Below are 17074 nucleotides of genomic sequence, written 5' to 3' on the forward strand. Positions count from 1 at the left end.
ATTCGAGTGATGCTCTACGCCGAACGGTCCATCCGAACGACCACGTATCCAGTCTGCTGCTTACTTAGACTCTTGCTCTTCTACTTCCTTGATAATCCAGTCGTAGCCTTTTTCTTCCAGTTCAAGAGCCAATTCTTTCGTACCAGACTTCACGATACGACCTTTGTAAAGTACGTGAACAAAATCAGGAACGATATAGTCAAGCAGACGCTGATAGTGTGTCACTACCACAAACGATCTTTCTTTGTCTCTCAGTGAGTTTACACCGTTCGCAACCACTTTAAGGGCATCAATGTCAAGACCTGAGTCAGTCTCATCAAGGATCGCCAGCTTAGGCTGAAGCATTGCCATGTGGAAGATCTCATTTCTCTTCTTCTCACCACCAGAGAAACCTTCGTTCAATGAACGGTTCATCAGAGAAGGGTCGATGTTTACAATCTTCATCTTCTCTTTCATTTCCTTCAGGAAAGTTACCGCATCGTAAGGCTCTTCACCTCTAGCTTTTCTTACTTCATTAACAGCAGTTCTCAGGAAGTTTGTGTTGCTCACACCTGGGATTTCCACTGGGTACTGGAATGCCAGGAACAAGCCATTCTGTGCTCTTTCCTCAGGTGCCATATCCAAAAGGTCCTCACCAAGGAAATCAACATCGCCCCCAGTTACTTCGTATTCCTCTCTGCCAGCTAGCACAGAAGCCAGAGTACTTTTACCTGAACCGTTAGGGCCCATGATTGCGTGTACTTCTCCTGGTTTTACTTCAAGGTTAATACCTCTCAAAATCTCCTTGTCCTCGATAGACGCCTGTAAGTTATTTATCTTAAGCATTCTGTATGTGAAAGTTTTATTATTTCTAATAAGAATGGTGGTAATTCTAGAAACTAACCTCTAAGAATCTTACCATAAACTATTCGAATAACCCACAAACACAGTGGGTTGTTTTTCGACCCGCAAATTTATTTAGATTTTTTTCAAATAGAAAGAAGATTAAAGGATTGTTCTCGCTTTCTGCCTGTAAGGGTACGATAGCCTAGGTACAGTTTGCATTTATTCACGACTATACAGCCTTTCATGTCTACTATAGAACAAAATTCACATGACGATACTCTCAATAAATTGTATAAAAATAAGTTCAACCGTTAGCAAATTGGCACAGTATTGTATTTTTCAATAAGGAAAGAGTATTTTGCTATCTTTAATACAGAATTTTCTTAGAACAAAACCAATTATCAACTCATGTAAAACAACCTTCACCCTTACCTAAACAAAACACAGGGACACTAGTAACCTATTCGTGTCTCGCAAATGAAAAGTCGCCTTGAATACTATAAAAAACTGTATTTCGTATAAGAAATAGAGTCCCTTAATAAGCTAAAAAGATATAATCTATATAGAAATGAGAACAAAAGGTACATTCTTACTACTGATAGCACTATTGTGCTCTCAACAACTTCTTGCACAGGAAACGATAAGCATGGACTGGTGGAACGGACTTTCTTCGCAATGGAAAGAATGTTTCAAAAACCAACTGATGTGGCAGGAAGGTGACATGACTGAAGCTGGTCTTGACTCTATACAAACACTTACAGCCATCAATTGCGCTGGCATTGATGATTTTGGAGACGAGCGATTTATCAACTCGCTAGAGCCGCTACGCCCTCTTTCCAATCTTGAAGAAATTGACTGTTCTTACACTTATGTAAAAGACTTGGAGCCAATTGCAGGTCATTCAATAAAAAAACTAGTGCTTTCATATAGCAAAGTGAAAGACCTGACCCCTCTTGTCCAATCTCCAACATTGAAAGAACTATACCTGTCAGGAACAAGTATCAATTCTTTGGCACCGATTAAGTCTCTTAGTGATTTGACTTTGATTGACCTATTTGAAAACACAGCATTTACTGATTGGGAATCAATTAATCATTTCTCCAAACTGGAAGTCTTATCGCTGGAAAACACTAAAATTGAATCTCTGGAAGCTTTCTCAAAACTAAAAAAGCTGAAGGTTCTAAAGTTTTCATTCACTAAGGTAGCAGACCTGAGCCCAATCAAGAAGCTAAAATCTATGGAACAGCTTCATATTCAGAAAACTGCTGTAACAGACCTTTCTCCAATTAGAAAGATGAAGTACCTTCAGTATTTAAATATCAGTGAGAATAAAATTGAAGATCTTTCTTCTTTGGCTAAACTCAATGCACTGACTACACTTTATCTTTCAAATACTGGAATTGAAAACCTTGGGCCACTCCAAGGAAAGGAACAACTTTATGAACTGACATTCTCAGGCACTCCTGTTGAAGACATTTCAGCTTTAAAGAATCTTCCAAAGCTTAGTATTCTGATTTTCACAGAGTCTAAAGTAAAATCACTGAAACCAATTGAGCAGCTTCCTTCCCTGACTGTTTTGTATTTCCGTGATTCAAACATCGATAAACAAGAAATCAAATCGTATCAGGACAGCCATCCTGATATCGAAACTGATTTTTTCTAGACCAGTTGGAAGGAAAAAATCACCCATTTACAACATCCATTAATCAAAAGTTATATTTTTGCAGCAAAATAGGGTCTGACACAAGACGTCAGACCTTTTTTTCATTTCTGCAAATCAAAAAAACTTTCGGGAAATGTTGTTGAATGAACTGACAGCCGTATCGCCCATTGATGGCCGATACAGAAGCAAAACCGCCAAACTGGCTGAATACTACTCTGAATATGCTCTGATCCGCTACAGGGTTTGGGTAGAAGTTGAATACTTTATTGCATTGTGTGAGCTGCCGCTTCCACAATTGGAAGGATTTGACAAATCTCTCTACTTGAAACTGAAGGACATTTACGAAAACTTTACTGAAGCTGACGCTCAGAAAGTGAAGGAATTTGAAAAAGTAACCAACCACGATGTAAAATCTGTGGAATACTTTATCAAAGAAAAATTTGATGAGTTGGGTATCGGACAGTACAAAGAATTCATTCACTTCGGTCTGACTTCTCAGGACATCAATAACACTTCTATCCCTCTTTCATTGAAAAACGGTAACGTGATGACCGTATTCCCAATGATTGAAGAAGTAATCAACAAACTGAATGCGCTTGCTGAAGAATGGAAAAACATTCCAATGCTGGCACTGACTCACGGACAACCTGCCTCTCCTACTCGCCTTGGCAAAGAAATCAAAGTATTTGTTTACCGCTTGCAAGAGCAATTCAAGCAATTGAAAGAAGTTCCTTACGCGGCTAAGTTCGGCGGTGCTACAGGTAACTTCAACGCTCACAAAGTAGCATACCCTGAGCAAGACTGGAGAGCATTCGGTAACCATTTTGTGGAAGGTATCCTGAACCTAAAACGTTCACAATATACTACACAGATTGAGAACTACGACAACCTTGCTGCCATGTTTGATGCATACAAGCGCATCAATACAATCCTGATCGATATGTCAAGAGATATTTGGCAGTATGTATCTATGAAATATTTCAAGCAGAAGATCAACAAGAACGAAGTTGGTTCATCTGCCATGCCACACAAAGTCAATCCAATTGATTTTGAGAATGCAGAAGGGAACTTGGGTATTGCCAACGCGATCTTTGAGCACCTATCAGCTAAACTGCCTATTTCAAGGCTTCAGAGAGACCTTACAGACTCTACTGTACTAAGAAACGTAGGCGTACCTGTAGGCCACACAGTGATTGCCCTTCAGTCACTTATGAAAGGCTTGAATAAGCTTCAACTGGACGAGTCACAAGTAAGACAAGACCTGGAAGATAACTGGGCAGTAACTGCTGAAGCTATTCAGACGGTACTTAGAAGAGAAAACTATCCTAAGCCTTATGAAGCACTGAAAGCGCTTACTCGTACAAACGAAGCAATCACAGAGCAGTCTATTAAAGCTTTTATTGAGACGCTTGATGTTTCGGAAGAAATAAAAGAAGAATTGCGTCAGATTACTCCTTACAACTACACAGGTATCTGATTCAAATTCTGACCTTAAAACCAAAAGCCGACAGTTTAATACTGTCGGCTTTTTTTGTTTTCACATTTATGCTTTCAATTAAAAATCCCTCAAATCAGTTTTATGTCTGATAAGAGGGATTCTATATACTTTGTTAATTGCTTATAAATAAGCAATCACCAGTAGATTGCAGGAAAGTAGAAATTAGCTTTCCAATAGCTTAAACATAAAGTAAAGTGTTTGCTGTCTTGGTGTACTGATTCCTTTGTCTACGTCCTCATACATCTTCTTCCATTGTGTCGTATTCATACTAAGAATCTTCGCAATGTCTTTTACAGGATCCAGAGAGTTTTTCTCACACTGTGTGTCTACCCAGTTTTTATCTACTACGCTGTAGTCAACAGCAAAGATCCACTTAGAAGCAATCATATCATTGATTGCTTTAATTTTAGTTTTCATTGCTGACTTTTCGTCATTCGACATGAGTGCCATGGCCTTTGATAAAGCATCCTTGTGTTCTTCAAGTTGCTCTACACTCATTCCTTTTAATGTTTCTTTTAATTCCTCTTGTACCATTTTAGCTAATTGGTTTAATAGAAAACAATTTGATGTATAAATGAAAATTTGAATGAAGTGCGATAATAACAATATTCTATGTGTTATCCGCAATCCCTTCATATACAATTTATCTATATTTTTTTAAATGCAATTATATCAGCGACTTTTTTTTATTAAAATGAAATTCACTAGCCAGTACTGAGCACACTTTTAGTGAAACTAATTATCCTCTAGTGGATTACATTTCTTATTCCATCTTATACATGTATCAAGCTCGTCCTCTAGTCATTTTGAATTAATGATTTCACAATTACACAACACCAAACACACTACTTTAATGTGGGTGAAATGTTATTCACTTATCCCATAAGACCATTAACAATTCAAGAATGACAATAAATTCTCAAAGAAATAGAACGGATTATGTCAATATTTTCTAAAAATTATTTAAAAAACTAAATTAAGTGACACAAGACATCTCACTTTGTAAAATCTCAAAAAATAATCTACATAACATTTCACATACGACTAACACTTCTACACACAACAAAACCACCTACTATTCAACAAGTTATATGAAATAACAAATCCCATACATCAAAATAAAAAACAGCAACGCCAGCAATCTTTCAAAGCTTCTATCTTCCTTGTGACGACAAGGCCTATACATTTGAAGTCTCAACATTGCTTTAATGGTCCCTATATCTCAAGTGAATGACCTTTTCTATTATTGGGTACTTTTCAAAACACAGTACCTATCGCTAATTATCAAACTAACAAGACACAAAAAAGTCACTGCCTTTCTAAAAAGACAGTGACCTTTTTGAGGATATTTAAAAACTCTATACAGTTAATAATTTGCTTCTTCTAAACCTTGTAACCAATATACAGCACTGATTAGCATAAATTTCCCTCCAGTAGCATGAGAATCACCCTCCGTTACCTCAAAGCTTACATCCGTTGCTCCATTTGCCTGCATCTTCAAAACTGTCTGTTCTGAGTTTTCCCAAGGTAAGATCTCATCTGCTTTACAATGGTATATTTTTAAAGGTGCCTTAGGGGCCCAATCGTCAATACTATTATCTTGTAAAGCAGTAACAAATTCCGACTCTGCTCCCACAGCCAACTCAGTAAGAAATGATTCTGTAAATAACTCATTGACTACTTTTGGTAAAGCTGCATTCACATCAGACTGCCCACTAGTACCATTCAACAGTGTAGAGATCTGCGCATCGTAAGGTGTATTAAAGTATTGGCTCGTATTATTTCCTCCCCAAAGAGTTTCATTATATGACTGTACCACAAATGCCAAATAAGCAGGAGAAGAATACGTTTCTTCCTGCAATACATCTTGCATAACTCCTTTAATATTAAAACCTCCGGCACCTGCTGCTACCCTAGCGATCTCAATATCAAAATCTTCAGGATGTGTTTCAATCCATTTCATTGTAGCAACTGTCGAATATCCACCTTGAGAGTAACCTGTGATATATAGCTGTTTTGTATAATTCACTTCCAATTCTCTCATCATCTCTTCTACAGCCATCATCATATCTGTAGAAGCTTTTGCTGTATATTCGTAATTGTAATATGGATGCAGAATATCTTTTGAGGTTCCGAATCCGATCAAATCTGGTGCCATAGCGATATAGCCCATTGTACCTAGAATAGCATAAGCTGAAAGTGGATTTTTACTTGGAGCATCTGCATTATTAAAAATTGTACCTCTGTGTACAAAAGCCAATGGAACTTCATCATCTGTTTCAGGTACTGTTACCAGTCCAGATGCTGTAATTTCTTTTCCTTTATAAGTGGTTTTATAATTTACCACATATACTTTCACAGAGTATTTAGCTAAATCGACAAACTCACCGTATCCTGCCTGAATAGCAAGCGATTGTGCTAAGGACAAAGATAAGGCAGTACTTTCTTCGAAGTTTACCAGATATTTATTTTCAACAACTGGTTGTGGATCAGGATCACTTTCACTATCGGAACATGACTGAATAAATGGCATGAACAATAACAGTACAAGCCAGAAGCGGATTGATGTTTTCATAGTTGAATGAAATTACAAGCGATTTTAATTGATTTTACCAGGCAACAACCACTGACAGTGGTATTTACCATTTTAGAACATAGCTGATTATACTTTATGTATCAGTACCCTTGATACATTTCAATGTTAGAAGCACCATCTTAGACACACTCCTCTCCTTAAGTTTTAGAGAGGTAAGGTTTAAACGCCATTCTGAATATTCCAGTAAGTAATTTTTAAACAGTGTATATAGAACGGAAAAAATAACCCTTTATGAGATTTAAAAAGTATGAAGATTGTATTTATACAATATGTTAGCTGTATGTAAGACTTTATTCAATTGAGCATTATTTTAGTTTGAAAGCAAATGAAAATATTTTTTTTCATTACATGCTTTACACAAAGACTATGCTTGATTGGACTTCAGAGAGCTGCTTGCTGTTATTTTGATAGTAAATTCTTCAAGAAAGTTTGTCTTTTTCTATTATCGATATTCCTGACAGCCAAGGAGAGTGCTTTCCGAGTACCTACAAAAATTGCCATCTTTTTAGCCCTCGTCAAGCCCGTATAAATCAGGTTACGGTAAAGCATGGTAAAGTGCTGTGTAACGATTGGAATCACTACTACATCAAACTCACTGCCCTGTGACTTATGAATAGTAATGGCATACGCCAAATCCAGTTCTATTAGGCTATCTTTCTGATACATCACATGACGGTGTTCATCTCCTTTTCCAAATTCTACCAAAACCGACATATCCTGCGTATCTACGCCAATTACTTTTCCGATGTCACCGTTAAACACTTCCAAGTCATAATTGTTCCTTCGCTGAATGACTCTATCACCTTCCCTGAAGATTCTATCACCAATTTGTAATTGCCTTTTTCCTTCGCTTGGTGGATTGTGAGTGGCCTGAATCTGTATATTCAAGTTCTTGGTACCCAAACTACCTCTTGTCATGGGAGATAGAATTTGAATTTCCTTATCTGTTCCCAATTTTGAAGGAATTGACTGGTCGTATAAATGCAACATCATATCAGAGGCTGTAAAGCCATAATGTAAAGACGACCATGGGTGGATCTTACCCAATAAAGTTTTTAGTGCCGCAGCTTCATGCTTTGAACGGATAAGTGCTTGGATATCTGCCTCGACAAAGTGTTTAGGAATTGTAAAAGTGTATGCCCTCGCCCCCAAAGCCTTTATTTCCGAAAGTTCCTTTTCTGAAATTTCTTCAAGGTAATAATCTCGTTCAGCGTCTACTGTTTTATAAGCGCCAGGAGCTTCTTGTAAGATGGCAGTAGCTCCAGAATCCGCAGTCTCCTTCATCACTTTGCTTACCTTACGTATAAACTTTGTTTGTTCTGCACTAGCTTCCTCAGCGTCTATAAACAGACAGTCAATTTTATCTTCCCAAACTGTAGGTTGATGTATGGGTGATTCCACTTTGGGTGTCACACCTTTATTGATGGCATGTGCATACGAGATAATTAAACTTTCCTGTGCCTGCCTGAACACCTTAGTCAGTGCATAACATGGAACTGTACCACTATCAATAAGGTCTTTCAACACATTCCCTGCTCCAACTGAAGGTAACTGATCTACATCTCCTATCATTAAGACCTGAGCTTTCGCAGGTATCGCCTTCAACAGTGATGCTGTCAATGAAATATCCAGCATAGAACACTCGTCCACTATGATGAAATCTGCATGGAGTGTATTTTCCTCGTCCTTGGTAAATGCGCCTTTTGATGGGTTCCATTCCAGTAAACGATGTATCGTTTTAGCTTCACGTCCAATCACTTCTCCCATCCTTTGAGCTGCTCTACCTGTTGGAGCTGCCAAAAGCACCTCTTTACCCATTGCCAACAATAACTTGACAATCGTCTTCGTAGTTGTAGTCTTGCCACAGCCTGGCCCACCGGTCAAAATTGAAAAAGCCTGTTGTACTACTCCTACAACACTTTCATACTGCTCATCACTTAAAGGGAATTCCTGTTGTGTATTAAAGCGTTGAAGCCAATTGCGTATTCTATTCTCATCTGCAATGACCTTTCGGCTTACCATTTCCTTTACTTTCACTCCTACTATTTCCTCATCATAATAAAGTGACTTGGAGTAATAGCACTTGACCTCAGTATCATCAGCGTTATCCAAACGAGTCCGCAATTCATTGTCCTTTTCAAGTTTGATCAGTAACTCTGCAATCTGAATGGTGAAATCATCTTTGAGCAAGCTATTTACGTTTTCGATAATTTGTTCCAATGTCAGATAGCAATGCCCCTCTTCACGACTTGCAGCCAATACATGCTTTATAGCAGCGGAAACCCGCTCTACACTATCTTTGGCGAACCCCATACTCAAAGCCACCTTGTCTGCGGAAAAAAAGCCTATCCCATAAATATCTTTTGACAACCTGTAAGGATTGTCAGAAACAACTTGAATGGCTTCATCCCCATACTGCTGATATATCTTAACCGCAAACAAGGTACTGATACCGTACTGCTGCAAGAACATCATTACATCCCTAATCTTGCGGTGTTCCTGCCAAGCTTCTTTTATCTGATCCAGTTTGGCGTGTGCAATACCACTTACCTCTGTCAGTCGTTCAATCTCACTCTCAAAAATATGAAGTGTATCTTGCCCAAAGTATTTGACGATTTTCTTAGCTGTTTTAGGCCCTACCCCAAATATCAAACCTGACCCTAAATACTTTTCCAACGCTGAAGCAGAAGCGGGCTTTCGTTCAAGTTGCTTATGAGCCTTAAACTGCTCACCATATTTCGGATGGGTAACCCAATCCCCCTCAAATTCCATTGTAGCACCTGCAAAGACCTTTGCCTGATGCACAGTTACAGTTACCTGTTCATTTGGACGCCCTACAGGGTTTACCCTCAAAACTGACCAGCCTGTCTCTTCACTATGAAACGTGACACGCTGAATAATACCTACCAACTTCTCCATACTTGGGTCAGATTGCACTTAAAAAATAATATGGTTCCTTTTCTAAGCTAAAAGGAACTTTTTATTGAACTTTATAAGTAAAAATAATAAAAAAATACAATGCAACTGTCAGGTTACCCCTTTAAGGTTACACCCATTGCTTATCGATTAGCCAAATTCTTGCTTGAATTTCATTATTAAAGAAATTGGTACTAAATGATTGTTGAGAGTCTGAGGTTTCAAAAATCTGCTCAATGGAAAGCTTAGTCACAAATTCGGAACAGTTTACAATTGCTATTTTTTTCACTCCTCCCTTAACCAACATAGGGAAAATGACCTGATCGTGCCACTCCTGAAGATCTACACCAATGATAAATTCGAAGAATGTAGCCAATACATATATGGCTCCTACTTCATGTTGGGTTATTAACTCTGCCAGCTGAAAAAATGACTCTTTGTAAACTTCATCCGTAAACCCTTTTGTCTCCTCTTTCCAATAGATCTCGACAATACATAGCTTCTTGTTTAGGACTGCTATAAAATACGGGGTTTCAACCAATCGTACTTTCATTGTTTTATCAGGTTAAATTAGGTATAGGTATTCGCTAGTTGTTATTCTTCCTCCTTAACATATGCTAGCCTCTGCTGCAGTTTTATTGGTAGTGTTACTGTTTCACTCTAAGCTTTACTTCATCAAACGTTCCAAGGTTTTTTTCGTGGTATGTTCCCATCCATTTATCCCAAAAAGTGAAGTACAAACCATAGTTGCCCTTACAATATTTATGATGCAGGTTATGGTAAACCGAAGTATTGACCAACCTTCCGATTTTGGTATTGTTCAGTGCTTTTGGCATCAGTTCGTACCCTAAATGTCCATAAACATTATGAAGGAAGTTAAATAAAAGAAAGACTAACATCACCGATATATGGACTGGAACTGTAAAAAAAATAACAAAAAATGCCATTCCCTCCAAGACACTTTCGAGTGGGTGAAATGCATATGCAGCCCAAGGAGATGGATTGGTTGACCTGTGATGCACCAAATGAACCCATTTAAAAACCCGAGGGTGATGCATAAACCTGTGAGTCCAATAAAAATAGGTGTCGTGTATCAAGATTACCAATGGGAAAGAAAGTATATAATACCACATTGGATAAGCTTCCAAATCCTTATAAAGCATAGAATAAGGCTTTACCCACGGACTCATACTTATGGCTGCGATTATGGCAAAAACCAGTACTGTCAGTACAGAATAAAGCAACTCACGCTGATAGTCTTTCCTTTTTGGAAAAGCCATTTGAATCTTCTTGAAGCTCCATTTCTTTTTGAAAATCACATACCAAACCAGAAATGCCACACCTGAAATCACCAGATAACGTGAAAACAGCATGGTAGTTACTCTTGTCATTCGATCCAGTATTTCTTCCATTTGTTTTGGGTTTAAAAGGTCAAAAACTGTTGATCAAGGGTTTCTTTTTACAAGAAGTCATGTAAAAGGCTCAAATATTTTATATTCGCCTTGATGATTCTCTATCAGAATATAAAAAGCTAAACTATCATGACACAAGAGAGATTGAACTTTCTTCGCAACCAAATCGGAAAAGATTTTTTTGAAGGCCCATCTCAGCTGGGAAACTGGATGCAAGGTAAATTGCAAAAGGTTGAGCAAGGTGAGATCGCTATGGAATATGTTGTAAAAAAAGAGATGACTAACCCTGTTGGCATGCTGCATGGAGGCATTATCTGTGCTATGCTGGATGAGGCTATCGGTCTGACTTCATATACTTTGGACATTACACACTTTTATCCAACTGTTAACTTAAATGTAGACTACCTATCTTCTGTAAAAGAAGGAGATAAAGTTGTTGTAAGTACAAAAGTTATCCGTCAGGGTAGACATGTCATACATATCGAAGGGAAACTTTTCAGCGATGAGGGTAAGCTTCTAGCCAAAGCCAGCAGCAACCTTATTAAAAGCCATATTGAGATCAAATAAGGAATTTTCACTTTCCTATAAACAATTAATGCAGAGACACTACCAACTGTCTCTGCATTAATTTAAGAAAAGGTGGAATACTTGAATCCTAAGCCCATTACTGGTAGCGCTTGCCTGTCCTAAAGTCATAATAATCTGCATTGCTGTAATGTATACCAGCCGAAACGAACAAGTCATCTCCTTGCATATAAGCGGTATAGTAGCCGTAACAACCCAATTTTTCGGTACAATGATCCGTCAGCTCAGAGTTTACTCCTTCTCCGAAAAAAGGAATTGCCTTTACTGATGCACCACTGACTATAGCATCTATCTCAGCAATACTCAGTCCATCTGCCACATAGTACAACACACTTTCCCCATCAAGTGTCCCTGTCATACTTTTGTCATCAACCCTATCAGCTTTCAGGTTTAAAGCCAGTTCTTTCAATACGCTTTCTCTATCCATAATTCCACTATCAAGGTTTTGGTCTTTTTCTGCTTTCTAAATACGATATTACTAGATTTTCTTGAAATAGAAAAAGCGGATGCCTGCTATAAAAGCTGACATCCGCCTGAATCAGATAGGATAAACAAGTTGATTACAACCTGTGGAAAATCTGAGTAAAGTAGTAACGACCTGTAGAAGGGTCATACTTTGCAGTAATTCCAATATGCGTTGCATTACTACTTTCAATATTTGCTCTATGACCTGAACTGTTTAACCATTGGTTCATTACATACTTCGCTCTTTCTTCATCAGAAAGACCTCTGTTGGTATGATAGGCAACGTTTTCAGCAGTCCAATATCCACCAATTTCGGAACGTAGTGATGCTGCTCTTGATGAGAAGTTATCATGGCTGATCGCTCGTTGTTCAATCTGGTAGTCTGTATGCTCCAATGCATAACGGTCAATTACTGAGTGTCTGGACAATGCAGCTAATCCAATCGACTTTCTGTGTGCATTGACAATTTGAAGGATTTCAGCCTCTACTGCTGCCAACTGGTTTTCGGAAGTAGATGTATTGTCGCCAGTATCAGTATTATCACCTGTATTACCAGAACCTGTATTTCCTCCAGTGTTTGTGTTATCACCAAAATCAGTCGTATCGTCTGTGTTATCTTCCCCTGTATCAGTATTGTCACCAGTATCAGTGTTATCTCCTGAGTCCGTGTTATCACCAGTATTGTCACCAGACCCTGTATTAGTATTGTCTCCAGTGTTTGTGTTATCACCAGAGTCAGTTGTATCGTCTGTATTGTCTTCAGTATTGTCAGGAGGTGTTACTTCAAAGCCCCTTACCCTAACAAATACCTGTACAAAGTAATACCTTCCAGTAGCTGGATCCTTGATGGCAGAGATACCAATATGCGTAAAGTTACTGTTCATGATATTGGCACGGTGCCCTGAACTCTGCATCCATTGGTTGTCCATTACATAAGCGGCATGGTCAATTTCGTAAGGGAAATTGTGGTAGGCTACGTTTTCACCAAAAGCATTGCCATTCAGCTCTGACATCAGCTCGCTTCCACGAGTACTTGCATAGTCATGGCTGATCTTTCCTTGAGAGATTTGATACAGGTTATGCTCTTTCGCATATTTATTGGCAATATCATCCAGTACCAAAGAGTGAAGACCAGCTTGGTTTCTGTAGTAGTTTACTTTTTCCAGAATACCATTTACAACAGATTCATTATCCTGCAAATCCTGTGATGTAGAACCGTTGTCTGTCTCTGTATTATCAGAACCGCCATTATTTCCTCCGGTTGATCCACCGTTATCTGTACTACCTCCTGAAGAGTCACCTCCGTTGTCTGTATTGTTATCAGTATCTGTATCACCACCTGAAGAACCATTAACAGTTGTTGAATCTCCTCCAGAAGTATTATCAGAACCGCCATTGTCTGTACCAGTATCACCTCCTCCTGAAGAATCTGATCCTCCATTGTCAGTTCCGGTACTATCACCCGAATCGCCGTTGTCTGTACTTGAATCTCCGCCTGATGATGTATTATCAGAACCACCATTGTCTGTTTCAGAACCACTGTTGTCACTGCCACCAGCAACACCATCCTCTTCTGTTACGGCATCACCTGTATCAGCTTCTGATCCATCTTCTGGAGTAGTTAGTTCTGTTGAAGGTCCTTTTTCTGTTTCATCATTTTCTGAACACGAAGGGAATGCCATCAGCATGGCACAAACGCACGAAATCGATAATAGAGTTTTCTTCATTGTATTTTGTTTGTTGGCTGTTTAGCGACGCTGAGTTTAATTAGGTATCAATGCTGGCTACTCAACGGGTTAAACGCTGGTTATAATTGTAATTATTTAAGTTAAGTATGGCTAGAAGCCACCTATCTAATGTTCAATGTTATGAAGCAATATTAATAAACAGGATCTAGATATTGGATTTATTTATTTAATGATTGCATGATTCCACTTTTTCAAAGTCTGTGCCACAATGTTGTTAACCAAACAAATAAAATGTTAACAGAATTATAAAATAATTAAACACAGTCCTCTGATTATCAATAAGAAGTTCAAACAACAATCATAACTTCTGATCAGTAGTCCTCTCATGAAGAGCAATAAGCTATATCAGTTCCTCCATGTACTTTTTTCGTATTCCATCTAAATTCTGTTAACTTAAGCTCGCTTTAGGGGTGTTCCACATCGTCATGATGTCGGAACTGAGAACTTACCCTTTGAACCTGACGCAGTTAGTACTGCCGTAGGGAAAAGCTGGAAGTGTACTGATATGGAAAATCCCATATCTGGCTTCCTGTCTATTCATTCCTCTAAAGCTTATCGTTTATCTTTTTTTCATCGACTTGTATGGTTGCGGTAGCTATTGGCAAAAGCTATTCCTTCATGCCACACTTTGGCCCCTCATACAGTCCAAAACCAAAAACAATGAGCAAAGATCGTATCCCGTCTTCTCAGACGATTACACGTGATCCATTCCCAGCTTCCAAAAAAGTGTATGTAAAAGGCACAATACATGACATCAAGGTGGCCATGAGAGAGATTTCTTTGGAAGATTCTGTGACATTCTTAGCAAATGGAAAGAAAAAAACCGAACCCAACCCTGCTGTTACAGTATACGACACAAGCGGCCCTTACACAGACCCAAATATCTCCATAGATGTAAGAAAAGGGCTGAACAAGTTACGTAAAGCATGGATCACAGACAGAGAAGATGTGGAGGAATTACAGGGTATCTCTTCCCGTTACGGAAAAGAACGTTTGGATGATTCTTCTCTTGACAGTTTAAGGTTTGAGTACCTTTCCAAACCGCTAAGAGCCAAGCAAGGAGTTAACGTAACCCAAATGCATTATGCAAAAAAAGGCATTATTACTCCTGAAATGGAATATGTAGCCATCAGAGAAAACCAGCGTCTGGAAGAAATCAAGGAAATCAGCCAACAACATCAAGGAAACAGTTTTGGGGCATTTACACCAAGAGGACCTATTACCCCTGAGTTTGTCAGAAACGAGATTGCTGCCGGAAGGGCCATTATTCCAAACAATATCAACCACCCTGAAACAGAGCCTATGATCATTGGCAGAAACTTTTTGGTCAAGATCAATGCAAACATTGGTAACTCTGTCACGACTTCAAGCATTGAGGAAGAAGTTGAAAAGGCCGTTTGGGCAACTAGATGGGGCGCAGATACTATTATGGATTTGTCTACAGGAAAAAATATCCACGAGACAAGGGAATGGGTCATTCGAAATGCTTCCGTTCCTGTTGGAACAGTGCCTATCTATCAGGCACTTGAAAAGGTTAACGGCAAAGCTGAAGACCTGACTTGGGAGCTGTTCAGAGATACACTGATAGAGCAGGCTGAGCAAGGTGTAGATTATTTCACCATCCACGCAGGAGTCCGTCTGGCTTACATTCCTCTGACAGCCAAGAGAGTTACAGGCATTGTATCACGTGGTGGCTCCATCATGGCAAAGTGGTGTTTGGCACACCATAAAGAGAACTTCCTGTATACCCACTTTGAGGAAATTTGTGAGATCATGAAAGCTTACGATGTGGCATTCTCTTTAGGTGATGGCTTACGTCCAGGGTCAATCGCTGATGCCAATGATGCTGCCCAATTTGCAGAACTTGAGACCTTAGGTGAACTAACCAAAATTGCATGGAAACATGACATTCAGGTTATGATTGAAGGTCCTGGTCACGTACCGATGCATATGATTAAAGAGAATATGGACAAACAATTGGCAGATTGTTTTGAAGCGCCATTCTATACGTTAGGTCCTTTGACAACCGATATAGCACCAGGATACGACCATATCACTTCAGCTATTGGCGCAGCCCAAATTGGTTGGTACGGCACTGCCATGCTTTGCTATGTAACTCCTAAAGAGCATCTAGGTTTGCCTAACAAAGAAGATGTAAAAGTTGGGGTAATTACTTATAAGATCGCTGCCCATGCTGCCGACCTAGCCAAAGGACATCCGGGAACTCAGTACCGTGATGATGCATTGAGCAAAGCACGCTTTGAATTCCGTTGGAGAGATCAGTTCAACCTGTCACTAGATCCAACGACAGCAGCATCATACCATGATGAAACACTTCCTGCCGAAGGTGCCAAACTGGCTCACTTCTGTTCTATGTGTGGTCCCCACTTTTGTTCGATGAAAATCACGCAGGAGGTAAGGGATTATGCAGAACAAAATAACCTCAACACGCAAGAGGCTATTGAAAAAGGAATGCAGGATAAGTCCGAAGAGTTTATTGACCAAGGAGGGAAAATTTATTCCTGAGTGTAAATAAAAAAACGGTAGTGTATAGCACACTACCGTTTTGATTTATTGCATTTCTTAGATATCCCCTAACTGTGGACGTATCACAATATCTTCTACCACTGACCTTTCAGAAAGAATATAGGAAGCAAATACAATATCTGCGATATCTTCTGACTTACTGAAACGCTCTTCAGGAAGGTCTACCCCATCCCAGCTTGCCGTACGGGTAGCACCCGGCATTACTGTTGTCACCTTTACATCATACGGTTTCATCTCTTCTCTCAAACAACGGGACATTCCCAACATGGCATGTTTGGAAATTGCATATGTACCTCCATTGGTATAAGCCATAAAGCTTGCCACTGATGCAATATTGAAGACATGACCTTTCTTTCTTTCCATCATTTCCTTGACAAAACCTTTCGTAATGTAATAAGCACTGAAAAGGTTCGTATGCATCATCAGCTCAAAAGTACTGTCTTCTTCTTCATGAATGGAACCGGGAATAAAAACACCCGTATTGTTAACCAATACGTCAACCGGTTGTCCAATACGATGCACAAACTCTATAAACTTTTTTGCATCTTCCTTTACAGACAGGTCTGAGGATTGTACATATACTTCAACGCCATAAGTTTCCTCCACCTCTTTCTTCAGTGCCATCAAGGTATCAAGTGAACGGGAGCATACCGCTATATTATGTCCTTCTTTGGCAAATCTGTGAACGATGGCTTTACCAATACCTTTTGAACCTCCGGTTACGACAATCATAATAAAAATATTCTATGTTAATTTTATCCGTGAAACTTCAGTGTTTGAAAACTCTACTATCTTTGTGAGAGTTGCGTTATAGGAAAG

Annotated in this window: 13 protein-coding genes and 1 riboswitch; of the genes, 4 read left to right on the forward strand and 9 right to left on the reverse strand. The window is 39.0% G+C overall.

What is annotated here, in order from left to right; all coding sequences use genetic code 11:
* Positions 1–60 precede the first annotated feature (60 nt).
* Positions 61–825 (reverse strand): Fe-S cluster assembly ATPase SufC, encoded by a 765-nt coding sequence (gene sufC / locus V6R21_RS21565; protein WP_334245613.1) that lies wholly within the window; start codon positions 823–825, stop codon positions 61–63.
* 568 nt (positions 826–1393) lie between these two features.
* Between sufC and V6R21_RS21570 the strand changes: the two genes are divergently transcribed.
* Both V6R21_RS21570 and purB read left to right on the forward strand, forming a co-directional pair.
* Positions 1394–2488 (forward strand): leucine-rich repeat domain-containing protein, encoded by a 1095-nt coding sequence (locus V6R21_RS21570; RefSeq protein WP_334245614.1) that lies wholly within the window; start codon positions 1394–1396, stop codon positions 2486–2488.
* A 133-nt stretch (positions 2489–2621) separates the two neighbouring features.
* Positions 2622–3965, forward strand: a complete 1344-nt coding sequence (purB, locus tag V6R21_RS21575; RefSeq protein WP_334245615.1) for an adenylosuccinate lyase — start codon at positions 2622–2624, stop codon at positions 3963–3965.
* Between the two features lie 183 nt (positions 3966–4148).
* Here purB and V6R21_RS21580 read toward each other — a convergent pair whose 3' ends face one another.
* From V6R21_RS21580 to V6R21_RS21600, 5 genes are all read right to left on the reverse strand, one after another.
* Positions 4149–4520, reverse strand: coding sequence for a hypothetical protein (locus V6R21_RS21580; RefSeq protein WP_334245616.1), 372 nt, complete (start codon positions 4518–4520; stop codon positions 4149–4151).
* An 832-nt stretch (positions 4521–5352) separates the two neighbouring features.
* Positions 5353–6561 (reverse strand): alpha/beta hydrolase family protein, encoded by a 1209-nt coding sequence (locus tag V6R21_RS21585; RefSeq protein WP_334245617.1) that lies wholly within the window; start codon positions 6559–6561, stop codon positions 5353–5355.
* A gap of 420 nt (positions 6562–6981) precedes the next feature.
* On the reverse strand, positions 6982–9501 hold the full coding sequence (recD2, locus tag V6R21_RS21590) for an SF1B family DNA helicase RecD2 (protein WP_334245618.1): 2520 nt from the start codon (positions 9499–9501) through the stop codon (positions 6982–6984).
* Between the two features lie 127 nt (positions 9502–9628).
* Positions 9629–10051, reverse strand: coding sequence for a hypothetical protein (locus tag V6R21_RS21595; protein WP_334245619.1), 423 nt, complete (start codon positions 10049–10051; stop codon positions 9629–9631).
* 94 nt (positions 10052–10145) lie between these two features.
* On the reverse strand, positions 10146–10910 hold the full coding sequence (locus V6R21_RS21600) for a sterol desaturase family protein (protein WP_334245620.1): 765 nt from the start codon (positions 10908–10910) through the stop codon (positions 10146–10148).
* A gap of 129 nt (positions 10911–11039) precedes the next feature.
* Here V6R21_RS21600 and V6R21_RS21605 point away from each other — a divergent pair, with 129 nt between their 5' ends.
* On the forward strand, positions 11040–11477 hold the full coding sequence (locus tag V6R21_RS21605) for a PaaI family thioesterase (RefSeq protein ID WP_334245621.1): 438 nt from the start codon (positions 11040–11042) through the stop codon (positions 11475–11477).
* Between the two features lie 97 nt (positions 11478–11574).
* On the opposite strand, the gene V6R21_RS21610 is transcribed toward V6R21_RS21605, so the two are convergent.
* Both V6R21_RS21610 and V6R21_RS21615 read right to left on the reverse strand, forming a co-directional pair.
* Positions 11575–11922: a hypothetical protein gene (locus tag V6R21_RS21610; protein ID WP_334245622.1), complete on the reverse strand. Its 348-nt coding sequence runs from the start codon at positions 11920–11922 to the stop codon at positions 11575–11577.
* Between the two features lie 133 nt (positions 11923–12055).
* Positions 12056–13687 (reverse strand): CAP domain-containing protein, encoded by a 1632-nt coding sequence (locus V6R21_RS21615; protein ID WP_334245623.1) that lies wholly within the window; start codon positions 13685–13687, stop codon positions 12056–12058.
* Positions 13688–14104: 417 nt separating this feature from the next.
* A riboswitch (TPP riboswitch) is annotated at positions 14105–14210 on the forward strand.
* A gap of 158 nt (positions 14211–14368) precedes the next feature.
* Here V6R21_RS21615 and thiC point away from each other — a divergent pair.
* Entirely contained in the window at positions 14369–16234 is a 1866-nt protein-coding gene (gene thiC / locus V6R21_RS21620) for a phosphomethylpyrimidine synthase ThiC (RefSeq protein ID WP_334245624.1), read from the forward strand.
* 57 nt (positions 16235–16291) lie between these two features.
* Here the strand turns inward: thiC and V6R21_RS21625 are convergent, their stop codons facing one another.
* Complete coding sequence (locus V6R21_RS21625; protein WP_334245625.1) at positions 16292–16987, reverse strand: SDR family oxidoreductase; 696 nt, start codon at positions 16985–16987, stop codon at positions 16292–16294.
* Between the last annotated feature and the right edge of the window lie 87 nt (positions 16988–17074).

Source organism: Limibacter armeniacum, assembly GCF_036880985.1.
Taxonomy (GTDB): domain Bacteria; phylum Bacteroidota; class Bacteroidia; order Cytophagales; family Flammeovirgaceae; genus Limibacter; species Limibacter armeniacum.